Source organism: Brevibacillus centrosporus, from assembly GCF_003710815.1.
Taxonomy (GTDB): Bacteria; Bacillota; Bacilli; order Brevibacillales; family Brevibacillaceae; genus Brevibacillus; species Brevibacillus centrosporus.
The window spans coordinates 77,423-98,029 of record NZ_RHHP01000007.1; the positions used below are offsets into that span (position 1 = coordinate 77,423).

Genomic DNA, 20,607 nt, shown 5'->3' on the forward strand with positions numbered 1-20,607 from the left:
TAAAGTTGTTGCAAACCGGTTAAAAAACCCCTGTGAGACTTATGTGCTAAGAAGTATCCGTTTTTAGAGGAAAGCCAGCATCTGCTCATCTGATAAAAAAGAACGAAGAAAACAGGAAAATATTACTTGCAACATTTGGCTTATCCCACTCGTTAAGAATACGAAAGGGAAGGGTATACATGGGTGTAACGATTTGGAAATAGACAAAAGAACCCGGTAGAAGGAGGACGATAGTATGAAAGCATGGTATAAATCTTTGGTGGCTGTCGCATGCAGCGGCGCAATTCTCTTTGGCGCGGGCCTGGGGGCTGATCCGGTTCAAGCGAAAGCAATCAACACGCAGTCTTTTGCATCCGTTGTCCTATTGCCGCCTCAGACGAACATTCCATTTCAGATTCAATTTGTGGATGGCTTCAAGGTCAATGTGACGAACGGTTTGACAAAAGCAGTCAGTACCTTTGATGTGTCTGCCAATAAAGCGACATATGTACGACAAGGAGTGTACCAAGGAAACGGCAAGCTGGCAAAGAAAATGAACGGTTTCTCGCAAAAGCTGGCCCAGCTGATCCCGTACTATGATGCCAATGGCAATCTGCGCTGGAAAGGTCAGCAAATCATTTGGGGCGTAAACGGGGAAGACCGCATCGCTGTTGCGACCAGCGTCTGGAACGTCGTGGATCAAAAGCCGCAGCTGCTCAGCGTTTCCGTACAAAAGGCGGACTGGGACAACTTGCCGTCCACGGAGGTAGATGTCAACAGCGGCTTCAGCATGGGGAAAGACATTACCTATGTACTGGACACCAAGTACGCGGATGTGACAGGGGATGGTGTGAAGGACCACATCTTCTTGATTGGAGATAAAATGGGCAGCGCCATGAACCTGCGAGCAGATCATCTTCGCGTCGTTGTACGTGAAGGGGAGTCCAACCAGCAAACCTTCATTTCCGTAGGTCAACGGGACAGCGGCCATCTGCCAAAGCTCGCGATCGCGCATGGCAATCCGGATGGAATCAAAGACATCCTGGTAACCATGCCAAATGCAACGGGGGATACTTACAGCCTGTTGACCTGGAAGGACAATCGACCTGCGGCAATCGTAGACCAGGCGCAGCTGAACGCACGAAGCGTTTACCAGCCCGTCATCGGTGCTTACGGGGAAGCGGTTGCGATGAATAAAGGGAAGTAATTCAAAAGAACCAAGATCTCCGGAAGGAAGGAAAGCTCCTTTTTCACGATGTGAAGAAGGGGCTTTTTGTTTTTATGCCAGAAAGAATAGCCAAACCTGCCTTTTGGCGTTTCGCTAAGCGATAAAAAAGTGATTAAATCGTAATTGTTACGTTTTATCTTGACATCCTCATCCGAGTGGGTGTAGGATAATCAACAAATCGTAATTGTTACGATTTAAAAAACTCTCAAGGAGCGAATAAAAGAATGACAGACAAACGGATACCCGTTACGGTCTTGAGTGGCTATTTGGGAGCGGGCAAGACAACCCTGCTCAATCATGTGTTGAACAATCGCGATGGGCTGCGAGTAGCCGTTATTGTTAACGATTTAAGTGAGGTAAATGTAGATGGTGCTCTCGTTTCACAAGGAGGGGGGATCTCTCGAGTGGAGGAAAAGGTAGTGGAAATGTCCAACGGATGCATCTGCTGCACACTGCGAGAGGATTTGCTGACAGAAGTCGAGCGGCTGGCTTTGGAAGGGCGATACGATTACATACTGATCGAATCGACTGGCATCGGTGAGCCAGTGCCTGTTGCACAGACCTTTACCTATCTGGACGAGGAAAACGGAATCAATCTCTCTGCCCACTGCCGCTTGGATACGATGGTAACAGTCGTGGATGCGTATCGCTTCTGGCATGACTTTTCCTCGGGAGAAAGTCTACTGGACAGAGAGCAGGCCGTAGGGGAGGAAGACACCCGCGAAGTGGTCGATCTGCTGATCAGCCAAATCGAGTTTTGCGATGTCCTCATCCTGAACAAATGCGATCTGGTTGACCCAGAGGATCTGCAGAAGCTGGAAGGAGTTCTGCGCAAGCTGCAGCCGAACGCCCGGCTGATTCGCTCCAAACGGGGACAGGTAGAGCCACACGAAATTTTGAATACAGGCCTGTTTGATTTTGAACGTGCCAGTCAGTCGGCGGGCTGGATTGCCGAGCTGCAAAAAGAGGAGCATACACCAGAGACTGATGAGTACGGGATTTCCTCTTTTGTCTTTCGTGCAAGACGCCCCTTGCATCCCGAACGCTTTGGGAAATGGCTCACCCAATGGTCGGAAGAAGTCGTCCGGGCAAAGGGCTTCTTTTGGCTGGCGACACGCAATGATGTGGCCATGACGCTGAGTCAGGCTGGGCCTTCGATCGAGGTGGGAGTTGCCGGGCTTTGGACAGCAGCGCTACCGGAAGCAGAAAGACAAATTCTGCTCGCCGAAGATCCAGAGTGGCAAGCAGGATGGGATCCCGAGCATGGAGATCGAACCAATGAGCTTGTCTTTATCGGCATCGACTTGAACCGGGAGCAGATCGAGGACCAATTGCAGATGTGCCTGTTGACCGACGAGGAGTTCGCGGCTGATTGGTCGCTGCTTCCGGATCCGTTGCCTACGGCTGACACCGTCGTAGAGACAATGACTTCCTGAGGAGGAGATAACAGATGAGAGTCAATATTACCTTGCAATGCACAGAGACGGGGGACCGCAACTATATCACAACGAAAAACAAACGCACCCATCCCGAGCGGCTGGAGCTGAAAAAGTACTCTCCACGCTTGAAAAAATACACCCTACACCGGGAAACCAAGTAGCACTAAAGCCTTCGATGGGAAAAAAGGCGAATGGCCTGCTCGGCGGTTTGGGCCAAAAGCTCAGGCGCCTGCCGCATAGACTGCTCGAGCGTCATAGGTTTATTGGCGATACAAAAAACGGCGGTGACGCCTTCCTGATAGAGCGCTTCTATGCCTTTTCCAACTGAGCCTGCCAGTACGAGACAGGGGATACCGGATTGTTTGGCGAGCCGTGCAACTCCGGTGGGCGTTTTCCCTTGAGCGGTTTGATAATCGACCTGACCTTCACCGGTTATGACGAGGTCTGCGCCCGTCAAGGCATCCGGAAGTCCAGTCGTCTCGAGCACAATCTGGATGCCTGACTGCAGCTGGCCTCCCAAAAAGGCGAGCAAGGCACCTGCTACTCCACCCGCTGCACCCGTTCCTGGCAAGTCGTGAATCGCGATTCCTTCTGTCTGGTAGATCAGGTCGGCAAAGCGGCGCAGACTGTCATCGAGTTGGGCCACCATTTCTGGTGTGGCTCCTTTTTGTGGGCCAAAAACGTGAGACGCACCATTCGGACCCACAAACGGATTGGTGACGTCACAGGCGACGATGAACTGACATTCGTTGAGGCGCGGGTCGGCTTGACTGTTGTCCAGTCGTTTAAGCCTGGCGAGCGCCCCACCTCCAAAAGCAATAGCTTGATCCAGCTGGTCGAGCAGTTGAAAGCCGAGGGCTTGCAGCATGCCTGCCCCTCCGTCGTTGGTCGCACTGCCACCGATGCCGAGAATAAAGCGGCGGCAGCCCAGATCAAGCCCTGCGCGGATCAGCTGCCCAAACCCGTAGGTCGTGGTATGCAGCGGATTTCTCTCCTCTTCGTTGATGAGATAAAGACCAGCTGCTGCTGCCAGCTCAATCACGCAGGTGACGCCATCCCCGAGAATACCGAGCGGGGCAGTAATGTCGCGGCCAAGCGGATTTTTTACAGGAGAATACAGCAGCTTGCCGCCTGTCGCATCTACCAGGCATTGCAGGGTACCTTCTCCACCATCCGCCATCGGCTTGATCACGATCTCGCTAGCGGGCATGGCTTTGCGTACCCCAAGGGCGATGGACTTTGCGACCTCTAGCGCAGTGAGACTTCCTTTAAAGGAATCAGGGGCAATGACGATTTTCATGACGACCGACCTCCTTATTTCTCCCCTTCATTATAATGGAAAAACGCCCTCCGACTGAACCGCTTGAATAGCAGGTGCAGCGAGGGCGTGATTTGTTTTTACGCGTTCTTTTTCAAGGCCAGAGAATCATGGCGGCTCCCTTTCTCGGAAAAGAAGAACTTCATCATGGGAGGCGTTACAACGGTTGTCACGAGGACAACCACGATCAGCACAGCAAACATGTCTTGGGTGAGCAGCTGATTTTCCAGCCCGATAGCTGCGATGATCAGGGCAACCTCCCCGCGAGAGACCATCGCAGATCCGATCGCAATCGAGTTACGCCATGGAAAGCCCGTCAGCTTGGCGCCAACAGCCCCTCCGAACAGCTTGGAGGCGATGGCGAGAATACTGAGGGAGACGATCAACCATAGATTTTCCCCGATTCCGTCAAATTGGGCTGTGATTCCCACAGAGGTAAAGAAGATGGGGACAAACAAGGAGTAGCCGATCGTCTCCACTTTGTGCGTGATTTCATCCCGGAAGTTTGTAAGACCAATCGCCACACCGGCGATATAGGCGCCGATAATGGCAGCTACCCCTGTGTACTCCGCAAAGTAGGCAAACAGAAAGCAGATGATCAAGCCGGCTGACATGACGGATTGCGTGACTTTCAGTGCGGCAAACTTGCTGAGTGCCCACGGAACCACTTTCCATGACACCAGAATAATAATCGCAAAGAATGCGATTTTTTTCAGGATCACCATCCCCAGATTGATATCGCCGCCTGTAAAGCTCATGAGAAACGCCAATGCCAGAATGACCAGAACGTCATCGATGACGGCAGCGCCCATGATCGTCGAGCCCTCCTTGGAGCTAAGCTTGCCCAATTCCTTGAGCGTTTGTACCGAGATGCTCACGCTGGTAGCAGAGAGCAACAGCCCCAGAAAGACCGATTCAATCGACGAGAGTCCCATCGCGAGTCCAGCCCCATATCCCAGAGCCAGTGGAACCACAATTCCCATGACGCCGACAGAAGTAGAGGCTTTTCCGGTCCGCTTGAACTCATGGACGTCCGTTTCCAGACCAGCGATGAACATAAGCAAGATCACACCGATTTGGCTGAGCTCTGAAATTATTTCCGTATGGGTCACGAAGCCGAGCACGCTTGGCCCCAGAACAATCCCGACCAAGAGCTTTCCGAGAACAGAAGGCTGACCTAGGCGAACACTGATATCTCCCGCTACTTTGGAAGCGATCAGAATCACGGCGAGCTGTAGAATGAGCATGTGATTTCCCCCTTTGGTATCGAATAAAAAACAAAAAGAGCCCGCAAACATAGCCTCCCTTTTGTCAGACTTCCGAAAAAAGACAAAAAGGACCCTATGTTGACAGGCTCCACCAGTGTTCTATACTTATGAACTTGTTCGTTGACTTACACTTATTTTACCATGAGGATACCGAATCGTAAACCAATTTAGCCAGGAATTCACTGGGAAGTGTATGGGAGTGAAGGGAATGTCGATCAAAATCAGCAAAGAAAACGCAGAACACTACATCTGGGGAGGCGTCTGTGATGGCTGGCATCTCGTGAAAGGGCAGGAGCTGAGTGTCATCCACGAGCGAATGCCCGGTCAAACGGCAGAGGTGCGCCATTTTCACGAGCGGTCTCGTCAGTTTTTCTTTGTGCTCAGCGGACAGGCTGTACTGGAGGTAGAGGGTGTTCGTCATATCATCGGAAGTCAGGAAGGCGTAGAGGTTCCTCCAGGAGTGTCCCATCAAATGCGGAACGAAGGAGCGGGGGCGGTGGAATTCCTTGTCATTTCCCAACCGACGACTCGGGGAGACCGCATCAACGAGGAGTAAGAAAAAGGAGCAACAAAAAAGCCTGGCCGTCTATGAAACGGGCAGGCTTGCTATTTAGCATCGTTACGTTACTTCATGTTGATAAAATCGGTCATTTGCACAAAAGCGTCTGCCAAAGCGTGAAGGCTTTCTGCCGTTTGGAAGGCAAAAATGGGCAGGCTAACAGCAAATAATAAAGCTTCTCCGATGTATTTGGCGATCATAAGATCTACCTCCTTTTTGGTCTATTCCAGCAAACGGATTATCCAAAAATCAGGAGATCATATGTATCAGGTTCGCCATCTGCATGCTGCGTGCGCCGGATTAATCGGTTGCGCAGCGGTTGCCTTGCCGCCATCGGATAGGTTTCAACCATACCAGGATTAATGCTGGGTTGATAAGCATCACTTAGGTGCCATTGAATAGCCGGCTTTCGTGGAGACGCACACCTTCTCAAGTAAAATATCGAGGTGAAGCACCCCACAAAAAGGGCGAGCAAGGCGAAGAAATCCTCCAGGGAAAGCAAGAACAAAAAGTCTTCCATGGCGATTCTCCTCCTTTCTGTTGGCAACGCAAGAACCTGCGTTCTTGGTAACCATCATTCTACTCCTGTTCACATTATCAGGCAACCCATAATAATGAGGAAAATGCGTGCAGTCGAAATCGTTGTCCTATTTGATTTTTCCGATGGAGAGGCTGATTCGGTAATTGCCAAAAGGCAGCAGCTCATCCAGCAGAGCGGTGAGAGTAGTCTGGTCTCTGACACGCACGATCAGGGAGTAACAGCCTTCACCGCTTGTCCGATAGGCTTCGGCAATTTCTGACCGAGTGGACACAAAGCGAATGAAGGATTGGTGGTCATTGGTATTCATGAACATCGAGACAATCGCGGTCAACGAAGGCTCGGCTGGTATTTTGGAGGTATCGATCCTTGTCGTATAGCCTTGAATCACTCCCTGCTCCTCCATCCTTCTGATGCGGTTGCCAACGGCCTGACCGCTCAAATGGACTCGCTCCCCGATGTCTTTCCACTGAAGTCGGCTATTTTCACGCAGCAAATCGAGAATAGACAGGTCTGTTTGATCGAGCATGGCAATCTCCTTTCACGGCGAAAGCGAACGGATGCCTCTTCTTTCGCGGCATCAGCCACGTCCGTTTTACAATGAGAGTAGTGATACTAGTATAACTGGCAAAGGAGAGATCGAACATGCACATTCAGCTCGTGCGTCATGCAACCCTGCGAATTACCTATAAAGGACACACGCTTTTGGTGGATCCGATGCTGAGCACGCCAGGAGAGCTGCCAGCCGTGGCCAATACGCCAAATCAGCATCCCAATCCGGGAGCAGCGCTTCCTATCTCTGTTCAGGAGGTACTGGAGGGGGTGGATGCGATTGTGGTTACGCATACGCATGGGGACCACTTGGATCCAGCTGCGATCCAACAGCTTCCGAAGAATTTGCCGCTGTTCTGCCAGCCACCTGACAAAGAAAAGCTGTCCGAGCACGGCTTTGAGCAAGTGATCGTCGTCCAGGAAGAACTGGAGTGGGAAGGCATTCGCTTCCATCGGACAGGCGGACATCATGGAACAGGAGAAATTGGGAAGCAGATGGGACCGGTATCGGGTTTTGTGCTTCAGGCAGCGGAAGAGCCCACTTTGTATATCGCGGGGGATACGATCTGGTGCGAAGAGGTGGAGCAGGCGCTCGCGACCTTTGATCCGAATGTCATTGTAGTTTTCGGCGGGGCTGCTCAGTTCCTGGTGGGAGATCCGATCACGATGACAAAAGAGGACATCGTGCAGGTGGCGCAAACTGCTCCTGGCAGCCAGGTATTTGTTGCACACATGGAAGTGTGGAATCACTGCTTGCTCAGTCGCAGCGAGCTTCGCGAGTACGTGGGCGAAAACAAGCTTGCCGAGCGCGTGCAAATCCCGCAAAACGGCGAGACCATCGAATATCGCCGATGAAATGGGAAAGCGTGAAATCGAAAGAACGAAAGCTCCGGTAAAAAGCGGGGCTTTTTTCTATTTATGACTGAAAAGAAAGTTAGGCTCATCCATCATTTGACAAATGGAAAGCTACGTAATAAACTATTTTTACGTAAATGATTAATGTCATGAGGTGTTTTAGTGGCGCATGAACAGTTGGAGACGTATGTAGTCGAATCACCGGAACAGGCGATGGCGCTGTTGAACCCGCTGCGAGCAGAGATTTTGAGCCGGTTGACGGAGCCAGCGTCCGCTGCTGAGGTAGCGCGTGGGATCAACGAAATTCCCCAGCGAGTGAACTATCATTTGAAAGCGCTGGAAAAGGTCGGGCTGGTGCGCAAAGTCGGCAGTCGTCAGGTGCGCAATCTGGTTGAGGTGCTCTATTTGGCCATCGCGCGGACATATGTTTTATCGGAAGCATTGAACTGGGCGAGTGATACGGTCCAGCAGATGAAGGATCAGGGAGCCTTGTCGCATCTGGTCAATACAGCGGAGCGAATCAAAAGGGATGCCCTGGCTTTGATGGAACGCTCCGATCAGGAAGAGCAGATACCGAGTGCGACGCTCGACGCCAGCATTCGTTTGGCGAGTGCAGAACAGCGAAGTGCCTTTGTCGAGGAGTACGTGCAGCTGGTGAATCAGCTGGTGAAAAAGTATCAGACACAGGCACAAGGGCAGGAGACGTATCAAGTCATTCTCGCTGTGTATCCGAAAGAAGGAGGAACAGAGTCATGAGAGCAGAGTCCACTTCGCCAAGCAAGGCCAGACCTGTAGTGGTTTGGGAAAGCCGCCCGGAGCGTCAATCGGGCAATGTCATTTCGCTCCCGTCTCGGGCAGGGAATCCCCCAGCTGTGGAGCAGGAGGCTTCCGTCAAGACGTGGACAGTAGGGCCTGCTGAGAGCCCGGCTATCGTCACAGAGGTGTCCTCCGGCTTTCACCGCAAAAGTGTGCAGGCTGCTTCGCCGCAGTCGATGTGCATGTACAATGCCGCTTAGCAGCCATTACCAAATATCCCGTCATTAAAAGGAGGCGTTTTGGATGAATCTTATTCCGGTAGTTGTAGAGCAAACCAGTTACGGTGAGCGTTCGTATGATATCTACTCCCGTTTGCTGAAGGATCGGATCATTTTTCTCGGCAGTGCCATCGATGATCAGGTAGCCAATGCTGTCGTGGCACAGCTGCTGTTCCTGGCGGCGGAAGACCCGACAAAGGACATTCATCTGTACATCAATTCGCCGGGCGGGTCCGTAACGGCGGGGATGGCGATCATTGACACCATGAATTTCGTGAAGCCAGAAGTATCTACGATTTGCACAGGGATGGCCGCTTCTATGGGGGCTATGCTGCTGGTAGCGGGTGCGCCGGGCAAACGCTACGCTCTCCCGAATGCAGAAGTGATGATTCACCAGCCCTGGGGTGGCAGCCAGGGACAGGCGAGCGACATCAAGATCGCGGCCGATCGTATTTTGCGCCACCGCCATTTGCTGTACTCCATTATTGCCGAGCGCTCTGGCAAGACAGTGGAGCAGATTGAAAAGGATGCAGACCGTGATTACTTCCTCTCTGCGACCGAAGCATTGGAATACGGCCTGATCGACAAGGTCATCGAAAAGCTGTAGAGCCAGAGCTTACGGCAAGAGTTAGGGATTGAAACGGGCACGATCTGGTGTGAAATAGAAGAGTGGTTCTAGTGAGGATTCCCCGCATGGCAGTGCGGGGTTTTTTGCTTGCGGCGAAGTTTGAGGGCATAGAGGACGGGGAACAGATAGTGTGGGGGTTCGACTGTTTTCGACATTGCTCCTGGTTGTAACAAAAGAAGGAGGCTCATCATGAAAATCAGAACCAAATTCATCATTGCGTTTGGTGTTATTTTGGCTATCATGCTAAGTTCAGGCACTTATATGTACGTTCAAACCAAAATGCTCACCGCCTCTTACTCGGAGATGATCGAAGAGGGAGAGCTTCTCACCTCGCTGCGTGAAATACAATTCGTCATGACAGGGCGCAACAACGACGAGCGGGGCTATTTTTTGACTGGAGATGCCTCGTACTCGAAGGAAATGCAAGAAAGAGTGGAGAGAATCGGAGCCCTGGCTGATAAAATAAACACGGATCAGCATACAATTCAGAAGTACGGGAAAGATTTAGAACCGCTACAGGAACGCTTCACCGCTTATTTGGAAGCGAGCAATAAAGCGGTAGATGCCTATGCAAAAGGGGATCGGGAAGAAGCGATTCGCCTCCACTTCGGTGACGAGAGACAAGAGCGAAAGCAATTGGACGAGATTATCGATCAACTGACTGTGAAGGTAAGCGTCAATAAGGAAGCGGAAAAAGCCAGATTGGAAACGAATCGCGTTACTTCGGAAATCATTCAATCATCCTTTAGCGTTGTAGGAATTGTGTTTGCAATCATAATTGGAGCCTTTCTCGTCCGCTCCATCGTACTGCCTATTTACCGGATTCAAAAGCAGCTTACTGCCATTGCAGATGGAGAAGGCGATTTGACGCAGGAGCTGTCGGTTACCTCCAAGGATGAGATCGGGAAGCTGGCAGATTCCTTTAACCGGATGATTCGCAATTTGCGAGAGCTTATTCTGCAAGTGAGAAGTCACGCCGAACAGGTAGCGGCATCAGCCGAGCAGCTCACGGCCAGCTCGGAGCAGACGAGCAAGGCTACCGAGCAGATCGCCGGTACGGTGCAGGAGATGGCAGCAGGCAGTGAGCATCAGGCGCAATATGTGGAAGCCAGTCACCTCGAGGTAGAAGGGATGGCTGCGGGGATCGGACAGATCGCAGTGCGTGCCGAGAACGTATCCGCCACCGCCATTCGCACTTCGGATCTTGCTGCGGATGGAAATCAGGCCATTCAGCTCGTCGTTACGCAGATGGATGGTATGGGGGAAGCCATGGAAGGACTGACACGTCTGGTCAGCGGGTTGGGTGCTCGCTCCGAGGAGATCGGCCAGATCGTGGACGTAATTACGGGCATCGCGGCGCAAACGAACCTGCTCGCGTTGAATGCTGCGATTGAGGCGGCTCGTGCCGGTGAGCATGGCAGAGGCTTTGCGGTCGTGGCAGATGAGGTGCGAAAGCTGGCCGAGCAGGCTTCGACGTCCGCTGGCAAAATCACGCAGCTAATTGAAGTCATTCAGAGGGAGACCCAGGAAGCGATTCTTTCTGTAGAGAAGAGCTCGGAGCAAACGGCTCTGTGCATGGATGGAGTGACGCAGGCAGGTCATGCGTTTGAACATATTCGGGATGCGGTCGTCCGGGTCACGACAGAGGTGCAGGATGTCTCCGCCGCTTCCCGCATGCTGACGGACAGCACAGAAAAGGTAGCGGAATCGATGCGGGTGATTGCCAGAGTCACCCAGCAAGGCGTATCGCGCACGCTGGATGTCTCGGCAGCGACAGAAGAGCAGCTGGCGTCGATGGAGGAAATTTATACATCTGCTATGTCATTGGCTAGTCTGGCAGAAGAGCTGGAGAAGCTGATGGCACGTTTCAAGGCGTAGAAAACGGAAAAGCAACCGAGCCACAGACCCATTTTACGGCAGTCTGTGGCTCTTTCTTTTTAGCAATACCTAAGCCAGCCTCCACAGGGACAGCCTGCGATAGACGAGAAAGATCAGGAGGTTGCCGACCGCTGCAGCCAGGAAAGCCGCCCATGGACCTTGCCAGACCGTCACCCAGCCGGAGCCGTAAATCGAGAAGACCATCCCCAGCTTGAAGATAGAGCCAGTAATTCCGCTGATGCGACCAATCAGGTGAGTCGGAGTGGTTTCCTGGCGAAACGTCCATATGCAGATGTTTTCAATCGTTCCAATCATCCCCGACAGGAAGAGAGAGAGGCACAGCATCCATACATTTTGTGCGAGCGCCATGAGCAGGTAAGCGACACCGAGCAGCAAAATCGTCGCCCCCAGGATGCGTCCAGTCGGGAACCGCTTGCGCAGGCGAGCGACCAGCGTACTGCCGATGAGTCCCCCTGCGCCTGCTACCGAGAGAACGAGTCCTAGCTGGGAGTTGTTCAACTGCAAATGGTCTTTGGCGAAGAAGATGAGCATGGCGTCGTACACACCCGATGTCGCATTGAGAAAGATGACAAGAATCGTAATCATCCACAGCGGTCGATTGGACAGAAGCTCCTGCCACCCTGCGCGAAAGTCCTGCCAAAACGTACCTTTCGCAGCGGTCATGAGAGGCTCTTTTTCCCGCTCGAGGAACGAGACGGCGATCAATGCGACCAGGTAGGCGGTCCCGGTAATCAGCAAACCGTTGTGCAGGCTTGCAAGCAGCAGGATAAAGCCGGAGATGGCAGGTCCCATGATGTCGATCAAGGTGAACAAAAAGGAGAAGCGGGCATTGGCCGTAGTGAGCAGTGGCTTGGGAACCACCTGCTTGATGATGCTGACTCGGGCATTGCTGTAGCCGTAGTTCAGTGCCATGAGCAGGAAGCCGGCCAGGTAAAAGTGGAGAATCTCAGCTCGTCCTGATTCGACGAGCGCGTACAGGAGAAACAGGAGCACCATCTGACCAAACACCATCCATTGAGACCAACGCTTTTTAGAGAAGCGGTCTACCCAGACTCCGATGAACATCGCCAAAAGCAGATTGGGCAAAAACTCGATGCTCTTCATCGTGGTCATGGTAAGGGGAGAGCGTGTCATATCGTACAGGATGAGTGGCAGGGCAAGCTCGTAGACTTTTGCTCCACAGGTGACGAAAGCAGAGGTCAAAAACAGGATGAGAAACGGTCGGTTGCGCCAAATGGACGTCTGCGAGGCCGATTTTTCCTCGGGGGTTGTCCCAGTCTGTATTTCAGGTGCAGACACAGCATTTGCCTCCTTTTAGGTATAGGGTGTCAACTGCTTCGATGCTTTTTATTGTAGCTTGGAAAAGGGGAAGAAAAAGGGTAAAGTAATCTGGAATGCGTTTCCCCTTTTTGGAGGAAAGAAGCTACTCGTTAAAGAAGGTGTATTCCATGCAGATCGCTTATCATTACCTGCGGCTTCGCCAGCATTTTGCCCACGTGGGGGAAGGTGTGCGTCAAGAGGTTACGCTTTCTGAGCTTGCCGCCATTTTCTATTGCACGGTACGCAACGCCAAATTGGTGGTGAAGCAGCTAGTGGAGCTGCAATGGCTGGGATGGATTCCAGGTCGGGGCAGAGGAAATGTCTCGCAAGTGATTTTTTTGCGCACAAAAGAGCAGATCGTTTTACCTCTCGCCCAAGCGTACGTACAGCATGGAGATATGGAAAAGGCGATGCAGCTGCTTTTGGAGTGGAGTGTATCCGCTAGAGCCAGAGAACGCTTTTTGGATTGGTTGTCGGGACAGTTTGGGTTTCTGACCGAAGAAGAAGGGGACCGGACGCGGGATACGCTCCGAATGTCGTTTTACCGGACGATTCCAGCCTTGGACCCCGCATACGTCGGAAGGGTAACAGAGTCGCATATGGTCAAACAGATTTTCGATACCCTTATACGCTACGATGAAGAAAAAGGGATCTTTTTGCCCCATATTGCCCACCATTGGGAAGCCAACGACGATGGGACGGAGTGGACGTTATATTTGCGAAAAGGCGTGCTGTTTCACCACGGCCGAGAACTGACAGCTGACGATATCGTCTGGACGCTGGAGCGCATCGGAAACCCCAGTACAGGCTCGCCTTACGAATGGATGCTGCAGGACGTGTCCCAGATTGCAGCGATCAGGGACACCATTGTGAAAATCAGTCTCTCCCGCCCTAACCAGCTGCTCCTGTCTTACCTAGCATCGGACCGACTTTCGATCGTTCCACGAGAGGTGGTCGAAGAAAGAGGTGAACGTTTTGCTCGCGAGCCTGTCGGAACAGGGCCGTTTACTTTGGTGGAAAACAGCGATCAGATGTTTATTCTGGAAGCATTTCCTGCTTACTTTCTCGGCCGAGCCCACCTCGATCGGGTAGAAATATGGATCGTACCTGAGCCAAACTCCATCGAGGGAGAGGTACATCTCGTTCAGCAGATGCCGGATCGCTATGAGCGCAAAGACAAATGGCAGGAGCTGCAGCGGCTGGAAAAGGGCTGCAAATATATGGCGTTTAATCTAAGGCGTGACGGTCCCCAACAAAATCCTGCGTTTCGGGAAGTAATCCATCGTTTGCTGGATCGGGAAAAAATGATACGGGAAGTCGGAGGGAAAAGGTATCAGCCTGCCAGCGGCTTCATTCAGGAATGGCAAAACGAGCCGCACCTTCCAGGTCCCGTACGTCCGGATGAGGCAAGAGAATTGCTCGCAGCAGCTGGCTATCAGGGAGAGACAGTCATGCTGTATACGTACAAAGGAGCGGGAAACGAGCAGGACGCAGAGTGGCTCGAGCACCATTTGCAAGCGATGGGCATTTGCGTAAAGACGATTGTCGTTCCGATTGTCGAGCTGCAAAAAGAGGAAACGCTGCTCCAAGCGGATGTGATTCTCGTGGGGAAAGTGTTTGACAATCAGCTCCTGATGGGGCTCGTGGAGATGTACAAGTCGGATCGGGGGTTCATGCGCTTGATCTGGGATGAGTCAATGCGTGAGACGATCGATCAGGAGATGGACAAGCTCATGAGGGAGAGTGAGCCTTGGCGGCAGCAAGAAGCCCTGATGCAGGTGGAGGAGCGTTTGAAGGAACGCTTTGTCGTACTGTTTCTATATCATTCGCTCCAGCAGTCCTCCCATCACTCTGCGCTCGCGGGCGTCTCCTTGAATGCGTGGGGGTTTGTCGACTACAAGGACATCTGGTTCAAGCCTTGAAGGAGCCTGTACCCTTGTAGCTGATTGGGCTATGATAGAGGTCAGGAGTTGGAAGAGGGGGGATTTGCCACATGAAATTGTTCCGTTTTGATCAGCAGGTAGGTCGAAAAATCGAGCGCTTTGACTCTGCGCACGCGACCATTTCCCGCATTATGCAAACACCAGGCCCGGTGCACATCGGCTGTATACATTTGGATGCTTCTGGAGTGGTTGGCTATCATCCGGCAGTCGTTTCTCAGCTCTTTTTGGTCGTGTCAGGAGAAGGCTGGGTGCGTGGGGAGGAAGAGGAACGAATCCCTATCGCCGCTGGTCAGGCTGCTTTCTGGATCGCTGGGGAAGGACATGAGTCAGGGACGGAAAAAGGGATGGTCGCCCTTGTCATCGAAGGCGAGGGACTGGATCCTGATTCGTTTATGCCACTCTTGCAGGTGTAGAACGAAAACAATAGAAGAGAACAAGGAACTGCCAGACGCACTAACGATGCACAATTCTCCTTACTAACGATGAAAGTCGGTGTGAAAGGCAATGACATGGAAGACACATCTGGTACTGGGGGCTATGGCTGGTTACTACGCCTACCCTTCATGGAAGGGAATCGCGATGGGAGCCGGGATGGGACTCTTGCCAGATATTGATCAAACGCGAAGCAAGCTGGGGAGCATGGTAAGACCGCTCTCATACGCGATGCAAAAAGGGATTGGGCACAGGACCCTGACGCATTCCTGGGTGATCCTGCTTTTGCCTGCCTTATTATTTGGGGATACATTCCTGGCGAAAGCGGCCTTGTTTGGTTTGCTGTCCCATCTGATCAGCGACGCTATGGTGGGACGCATCCAGTTTTTATGGCCGATTCGCCAAGGCTGGGTCGGCATCAAGCTGACCAAAAGACTTTATCGGCAGATGGATCGACTCGTATTTTATATGGCGGTCGCCTACCTGCTGTACTGGGGCTATAATGGAGGCGCAGAAAGACTGGTTCAATCCCTGTAGCAGGGAAAGAAAACGGAGGGAATGGCATGGAGCGAAAAGAAGGCTATGTGAAGGTTCCAGGGGGCAGAGTATGGTACAGCCTGCTCGGGGAAGAAAACAAGGAGAAAACTCCTCTGATCGTGCTGCATGGTGGGCCGGGCAACACACATGATCCGCTTCAGGCAGCCCTTCACGTTTTGGCTGACGAAAGACCGGTTGTATTTTACGATCAGCTCGGTTCGGGAAATTCCGATCGGCCAACAGATGATGCGTTGTGGAAAACGGAGCGATTTGTGCAGGAGCTTGCAGATATTCGCGAAGCGCTTGGCCTCGACCACGTACATATTCTGGGGCATTCCTGGGGAACGATGCTCGCGGCAGCTTATCTGGTGGATCGCAAACCGGCAGGCGTGCAGAGCGTCATTTTTTCCAGTCCATGTCTCAGCGCAGAACGCTGGAAGCAGGATGCCGATCTCTTCCTGTCCCAGCTGCCGAAAGAGGTGCAGGAGACCATCTCGAGGCACGAGGAGCAGGGAACAACGGACTCCAAAGAGTATCAGGACGCTATGAAAGTATACTACAGCAGGCATGTGTGCAGACTCGATCCTTTGCCAGCTGTGATGGTAGAAAGCCGCTCCAAAGGCAACAAAGATATCTATATGCAGATGTGGGGACCATCCGAGTTTTGTCCGACGGGAAATCTCAAGACATTTGATTACACGCCAAAGCTGCATGAAATCGAGATTCCCAGTCTTTTCATCTGCGGGCGTTACGATGAAGCAGCTCCGGAGTCAACGCAGTATTATCAATCTCTTGTCCCGAATGCGGAATTCCACGTCTTTGAAAACAGCTCGCATCTTGCCTATCTGGAGGAACCAGAAGTTTATCGAAAGACGGTTCGGGCATTTTTGGAGAAAGCAGATCGCACTAGTAAATAGAAGAAAAAGAAAAAACGCGGGGGTCACTTCAAACCGATCCCCGCGCTTTATAGCGTTTTGTAAGTTAAGGCACCATGAACTGTTGGACCAGCTCTGCGTTGTCTTCCATGAATTTTTGAGCGGAAATGCCTACTTCCTGCTGGATTTCCATCATTTGCTCGTCTGTGACGGTAGCCAGATTCACGGAGTTTTCCGCGTTCAGAGCCGGGATTTCCAAAGCTTTGCCGAATTCAGCCTTTGATTTCAGCTTGAAGCTAATACCCTTTGGCATCTCAGGATCTGGATCGTTGAACGTGAGCTTTACGCTGCCGTCCGCGTCTGCGCCCTTGTCCGTCTTGGTCTCTGACATGGTGATGGTACCAGACAGAGAGACTGGCTGAGGCTGGAATTCGTCTTGGAACGCCAGGGTGAAGTTGTAGTTGCCGGATTCCTTCTTATCTTCTTTGGTTGTTTCGAAATCGGATTTGAGGTTGAGCACTTCAGCGTCTGCTTCCTTGACAACTACGCCGACATTCCCTGTTGTTTTGCCACTCTTTTCAGAGGCTTTGTACGTAAAGGACATTTCGCCTTTTTCCGTCGCTTCTGGATTGAGCAGGGTATAGCGATAGTAGCTGTCTCCCGCGTTTTTGTAAGTGACGGTGTTGAGGAAGACTTGTTCCTCGTTGCCTTTTTCACCAGTGAACAAAAGCTTGCGAGACAGGATTTGGTGATCGTTGTCGATGAGCATCACCATTTTCAGCTGTTCGTTGCTTGTCGTAGTGTTTTCTTTCAGATCGGCGAGCATGTCGTCGAAGCCTTGGTCGTAGTTTTTCTTGAACTCTTCCTTGGAAATCTCTTCGAACTCATAGCCGCTGTCTGTCATGAGCGTTGCGACATTGTGATAGCGTGTATAGATCAGGTCAAACAGCTTCGTATCGGCTTTGGCTTTTTCTACGAGCTGCGTAGCCAATGTACGTGCTTCTTCTTCTGTAAAGCTGACCGTAACTTCACGGGCGCTCGCCTGGAAGCCCTCTTCGGAGAAAGCCACATCCTTTTTGAGCGTCACTTGGCTGTCCTTCAAGCTGTTTGCATAGAGCAGCGCATAAGGTGTGAGCACGCTTTGCACTTCATCCTGCTTGATTGAAACAGCTTTGTAGAGATCGTTGTAAGTCATGAAACGCTTCGGCAAATCCTGCCCCAGCTTTTCTTTCAGCGCATCGCGGTCTTTCAGATCGACGAAGCCGTATTTGGAATAAAACTCCGGAAGCTTAAAGCCCAAAGTTGTGTCATTCAGGAAATATTCGAGGGTAGCCAGTTTTTTGTCGGACAGATGTACCTCGATGTTGCCCGACTGCTGGCGCTTCTGCTCGTCGACGTTGCTTTGCATGACGAACTTGGCGCTTTTCAGGAGGTCGAGTATTTTTTGAGCTTCTGGGTCCGGAATGGTCGCATCCAGATTGATATCACTGATTTCCATGCTGGAGTGAACAGGCTGCTCCAGATAGGGCTTCATGTAGTCTTCGTATTTTCCGTAAGCCTGCGAGATGTCGTCGGAGAACTTCAGCATGCTTTCTGCTTCCGATTGCAGATAAATAGTTTTCGCGCTTTTAAAAACATCGAGCTTTGCAAATGCAGTTCCCAGTCCACCGAGAACCACGACAGCTGCCACACCGGCAATCAGCAAAGGCTTTTTCAGGCTTTTGCGCGGTGGGGTCACGTTTGTTGCGGTTTCCATGAGGTTCCTCCCTTGGTATCTCTCTCTGTATTGAAGTGCGGTTGTATGGAATTTCGCACTCGATTTCGTATTGTACCATAAGGGGCTTGAAGAAATGTATGTTCCAGTAAAATTTTTCTAAAAATAGGAAATAAGGCCCGGGTGATAGGATCAAAGACAACGGGAAAGAGCTTGCATTCCACAACGGACTTTCTCCAAGATAGGAGTAGGAGAGATCGTCATGCCTGTTATATATAAGGTAAATAGATAGTGGTAAACACCAGTTCTGAAATAAGGAGGGGAAGCACGTGGATTTTCGTGTGCTGCAAACGTTTATGGTCGCGGCTACGACGGAAAATTTTCATCAGACGGCCGAAGCCTTGTTCATCGCTCAGCCAACCGTCAGTCAGCATATCCGACAGCTAGAAAAAGAACTGGGAATAGAGTTGTTTGAAAGAGTGGGCAAGCGAGTGCGCCTGACAGCTGCGGGAAAACGCTATTTGCCGCATGCGAAAGCACTCTTGGAGCAATGGCATCACGGGATTGAGGATTTGCAGGCATGGCGGCAGGGGTATCGGGAAAAGCTGAATCTGGCTGTATCACCGATCATCGCCCGCGCAAGATTGTCTCATTTGCTGCGTCGCTACACCAAGCTGTACCCGGATGTAGATTTGGCGATTAAGATTGCGGACTCCGTTGAGATTGGACCGCTGGTACAGAGCGGCCTAGCCGACCTTGGGCTGACACGGATGGTGCCTGGAGAATTTCAGCTGGCTACCTATTTGCTTTATGAAGATCCAGTCGTATTCGCAGTGCCCTCCAACGGGGGAGATATGGAAGCGCCGTTGCCTGATTGGGAAATGGAGCTGCAAAGCAAACGGCTGTTAACGCACAATCATCCGGGCTATTGGGATGAATTGCTGCTGGTGCTAAGACAAAGGGGGCTTTCGCTGCGGACGATGGCTGTCTCTCAAGTGGACATTACCAAGCGCTTCATTGAGGAGGGGTTGGGGGTTTCCTTTTTGCCGCGAACGGCTGTCAGTCGCGACTTGTTTGAAAATCGTTTTATCGAGCTGCCGACGCCCGGACTCGTGCTGCCAAAAGTAGCCTCCTATGTCGTCATGCCAAAGGGAGGCGTCAGCGACACAGCGCAAAATTTCGTCGAGATTTTGCACTCCTTGTACGCGCCGATGCCGCCTGTTGTCATCTCGGGAAGATCCTGAATTTCGCTTTCATATGATTGATTGCATATTGTGATCAAAAGCTTGATTTTGTTTTATTTCATTTACGAATCCGAATCATTTATACTGGAGGAAAAGAGATGAAATCAAGGAGTGGGATCAATGAATAAACAACATACGTTGGCAATTGGTCTGGATGGAATCGCTGTAGCGGAAACGGATCTCAGTCTGGTAGACGGAATCAATGGCTTGCTGGTCTATCGCGGTCACTGGGCACGTGATCTGGCTATTCACCACACATTTGAAGAAGTTGCTCACCTGCTCTGGTTCGGGCATTTGCCAAGTGCAGAGGAACTGGCTGATCTGAGCAGCAAACTAAAAGCGAATCGTAAACTGCCTGAGCATGTAAAAGGGATTTTGAAGCTCATTCCGGCAGATGTAGATATGATGAGTGTATTGCGTACAGGTGTATCGGCACTGGGAAGCTCATCGCATGGCTTTCCACCTACCATCGATGAAGTGATTTCGCTGGCGGCCAAGATGCCGACAATCGTCGCGTATCGCTTTGCCTGTCTGCAAGGCACTGAACCGCTCGAACCAAACCCCGAGCTGGGTCATACAGCCAACTACCTGTACATGTTGAAAGGTGAGAAACCGAACCCTGCCCATGTGCGTGCGCTGGATGCGTATCTGATTTTGACGCAGGAGCACGGGATGAACGCGTCTACGTTTGCAGGACGTGTCGTCAGCTCTACGGAATCCGATCTGGTGTCTGCCATCACAGCAGCGATCGGCACGTTGAAAGGACCTCTGCACGGAGGAGCACCTTCGGAAGTAACGGAAATGATTGAAGCCATCGCTACCAAAGAAAATGCGGAACCGTGGCTGCGCAGCAAGCTGGAGAACGGTGGACGCCTCATGGGCTTCGGACATCGCGTCTACAAGACCATCGACCCGCGTGCCACTGCATTGCGCGTAGTCGCATCCGAGCTGTCTGCGAACGACCCGTGGTTCGATCTGGCAACACATGTGGAGAAGGTAGGCCTCAAGCTGCTGGAGGAATACAAGCCAGGGCGCAAGCTGAACACCAACGTCGAGTTCTTCGCTGCTGCGGTTATGCGTGCAGTAGGTCTTGACGACAATCTGTTCACGCCGACCTTTGCCGTTAGCCGCGTCGTAGGCTGGAGCGCTCATGTGCTGGAGCAGGCTAGCAAAAACCGTATCATTCGTCCACAATCCAATTACATCGGCACCATGCCGGAGTAATCAGATGACGTGAGTAGACAA

The 20,607-nt window shown here is 51.8% G+C and carries 22 protein-coding genes; 15 read left to right on the forward strand and 7 right to left on the reverse strand.

Features of this window, described 5'->3' with window-relative positions; genetic code table 11:
* The first annotated feature begins 235 nt into the window (after nt 1-235).
* The 3 genes from EDM55_RS08480 (at nt 236) to rpmG (ending at nt 2,807) form a co-directional block, all read left to right on the forward strand.
* Complete coding sequence (locus EDM55_RS08480; RefSeq protein WP_122960087.1) at nt 236-1,186, forward strand: YybI family spore inner coat protein; 951 nt, start codon at nt 236-238, stop codon at nt 1,184-1,186.
* A gap of 245 nt (nt 1,187-1,431) precedes the next feature.
* Complete coding sequence (locus tag EDM55_RS08485; RefSeq protein ID WP_122960088.1) at nt 1,432-2,643, forward strand: GTP-binding protein; 1,212 nt, start codon at nt 1,432-1,434, stop codon at nt 2,641-2,643.
* Nucleotides 2,644-2,657: 14 nt separating this feature from the next.
* Nucleotides 2,658-2,807 (forward strand): 50S ribosomal protein L33, encoded by a 150-nt coding sequence (rpmG, locus tag EDM55_RS08490; RefSeq protein WP_092270687.1) that lies wholly within the window; start codon nt 2,658-2,660, stop codon nt 2,805-2,807.
* Between the two features lie 2 nt (nt 2,808-2,809).
* Here rpmG and EDM55_RS08495 read toward each other — a convergent pair whose 3' ends face one another.
* Together EDM55_RS08495 and EDM55_RS08500 are read right to left on the reverse strand one after the other, a co-directional pair.
* Nucleotides 2,810-3,946 (reverse strand): glycerate kinase, encoded by a 1,137-nt coding sequence (locus tag EDM55_RS08495; protein WP_122960089.1) that lies wholly within the window; start codon nt 3,944-3,946, stop codon nt 2,810-2,812.
* A gap of 98 nt (nt 3,947-4,044) precedes the next feature.
* Nucleotides 4,045-5,211, reverse strand: a complete 1,167-nt coding sequence (locus tag EDM55_RS08500; protein WP_092270693.1) for a cation:proton antiporter — start codon at nt 5,209-5,211, stop codon at nt 4,045-4,047.
* 229 nt (nt 5,212-5,440) lie between these two features.
* On the opposite strand from EDM55_RS08500, the gene EDM55_RS08505 reads away from it, so the two are divergent.
* Nucleotides 5,441-5,788 (forward strand): cupin domain-containing protein, encoded by a 348-nt coding sequence (locus EDM55_RS08505; protein WP_092270696.1) that lies wholly within the window; start codon nt 5,441-5,443, stop codon nt 5,786-5,788.
* Between the two features lie 68 nt (nt 5,789-5,856).
* On the opposite strand, the gene EDM55_RS30850 is transcribed toward EDM55_RS08505, so the two are convergent.
* From EDM55_RS30850 to EDM55_RS08515, 3 genes are all read right to left on the reverse strand, one after another.
* On the reverse strand, nt 5,857-5,991 hold the full coding sequence (locus EDM55_RS30850; RefSeq protein ID WP_258957775.1) for a hypothetical protein: 135 nt from the start codon (nt 5,989-5,991) through the stop codon (nt 5,857-5,859).
* Nucleotides 5,992-6,029: 38 nt separating this feature from the next.
* Nucleotides 6,030-6,311, reverse strand: a complete 282-nt coding sequence (locus EDM55_RS08510; RefSeq protein WP_092270699.1) for a hypothetical protein — start codon at nt 6,309-6,311, stop codon at nt 6,030-6,032.
* A gap of 127 nt (nt 6,312-6,438) precedes the next feature.
* The gene (locus EDM55_RS08515) at nt 6,439-6,858 is read right to left on the reverse strand and encodes an Lrp/AsnC family transcriptional regulator (RefSeq protein WP_092270702.1); all 420 of its coding nucleotides are present in this window, start codon (nt 6,856-6,858) and stop codon (nt 6,439-6,441) included.
* Nucleotides 6,859-6,974: 116 nt separating this feature from the next.
* On the opposite strand from EDM55_RS08515, the gene EDM55_RS08520 reads away from it, so the two are divergent.
* The 5 genes from EDM55_RS08520 to EDM55_RS08540 all read left to right on the forward strand — a co-directional run bounded on the left by EDM55_RS08520 (nt 6,975) and on the right by EDM55_RS08540 (nt 11,276).
* Nucleotides 6,975-7,736, forward strand: coding sequence for an MBL fold metallo-hydrolase (locus tag EDM55_RS08520; protein WP_092270705.1), 762 nt, complete (start codon nt 6,975-6,977; stop codon nt 7,734-7,736).
* A 162-nt stretch (nt 7,737-7,898) separates the two neighbouring features.
* Entirely contained in the window at nt 7,899-8,492 is a 594-nt protein-coding gene (locus EDM55_RS08525) for a winged helix-turn-helix domain-containing protein (RefSeq protein WP_092270708.1), read from the forward strand.
* Entirely contained in the window at nt 8,489-8,752 is a 264-nt protein-coding gene (locus EDM55_RS08530) for a hypothetical protein (protein WP_122960090.1), read from the forward strand. Before EDM55_RS08525 ends, EDM55_RS08530 begins: the two co-directional genes overlap by 4 nt.
* A 43-nt stretch (nt 8,753-8,795) precedes the next feature.
* Nucleotides 8,796-9,377 carry an ATP-dependent Clp endopeptidase proteolytic subunit ClpP gene (gene clpP, locus EDM55_RS08535; RefSeq protein ID WP_092270714.1) on the forward strand — a complete coding sequence of 194 codons (582 nt, stop codon included), beginning with the start codon at nt 8,796-8,798 and terminating at the stop codon, nt 9,375-9,377.
* 210 nt (nt 9,378-9,587) lie between these two features.
* Entirely contained in the window at nt 9,588-11,276 is a 1,689-nt protein-coding gene (locus EDM55_RS08540) for a methyl-accepting chemotaxis protein (RefSeq protein WP_122960091.1), read from the forward strand.
* A gap of 69 nt (nt 11,277-11,345) precedes the next feature.
* Here EDM55_RS08540 and EDM55_RS08545 read toward each other — a convergent pair whose 3' ends face one another.
* Nucleotides 11,346-12,596: an MFS transporter gene (locus EDM55_RS08545; RefSeq protein ID WP_122960092.1), complete on the reverse strand. Its 1,251-nt coding sequence runs from the start codon at nt 12,594-12,596 to the stop codon at nt 11,346-11,348.
* Between the two features lie 149 nt (nt 12,597-12,745).
* Between EDM55_RS08545 and EDM55_RS08550 the strand changes: the two genes are divergently transcribed.
* From EDM55_RS08550 to EDM55_RS08565, 4 genes are all read left to right on the forward strand, one after another.
* A complete protein-coding gene (locus EDM55_RS08550; RefSeq protein WP_170184348.1) occupies nt 12,746-14,539 on the forward strand; it encodes an SgrR family transcriptional regulator in 1,794 nt (597 codons plus the stop codon).
* 71 nt (nt 14,540-14,610) lie between these two features.
* Nucleotides 14,611-14,973, forward strand: a complete 363-nt coding sequence (locus tag EDM55_RS08555; protein ID WP_092270727.1) for a cupin — start codon at nt 14,611-14,613, stop codon at nt 14,971-14,973.
* A 91-nt stretch (nt 14,974-15,064) separates the two neighbouring features.
* Nucleotides 15,065-15,529, forward strand: coding sequence for a metal-dependent hydrolase (locus tag EDM55_RS08560; RefSeq protein WP_092270730.1), 465 nt, complete (start codon nt 15,065-15,067; stop codon nt 15,527-15,529).
* A 26-nt stretch (nt 15,530-15,555) separates the two neighbouring features.
* Nucleotides 15,556-16,446 (forward strand): proline iminopeptidase-family hydrolase, encoded by an 891-nt coding sequence (locus EDM55_RS08565; RefSeq protein WP_092270733.1) that lies wholly within the window; start codon nt 15,556-15,558, stop codon nt 16,444-16,446.
* A 64-nt stretch (nt 16,447-16,510) separates the two neighbouring features.
* On the opposite strand, the gene EDM55_RS08570 is transcribed toward EDM55_RS08565, so the two are convergent.
* Complete coding sequence (locus EDM55_RS08570) at nt 16,511-18,160, reverse strand: DUF6583 family protein (RefSeq protein ID WP_092270736.1); 1,650 nt, start codon at nt 18,158-18,160, stop codon at nt 16,511-16,513.
* A gap of 287 nt (nt 18,161-18,447) precedes the next feature.
* Between EDM55_RS08570 and EDM55_RS08575 the strand changes: the two genes are divergently transcribed.
* Nucleotides 18,448-19,362 carry a LysR family transcriptional regulator gene (locus EDM55_RS08575; protein ID WP_122960094.1) on the forward strand — a complete coding sequence of 305 codons (915 nt, stop codon included), beginning with the start codon at nt 18,448-18,450 and terminating at the stop codon, nt 19,360-19,362.
* A gap of 120 nt (nt 19,363-19,482) precedes the next feature.
* Nucleotides 19,483-20,586, forward strand: a complete 1,104-nt coding sequence (locus EDM55_RS08580; RefSeq protein ID WP_122960095.1) for a citrate synthase/methylcitrate synthase — start codon at nt 19,483-19,485, stop codon at nt 20,584-20,586.
* Nucleotides 20,587-20,607 lie beyond the last annotated feature (21 nt).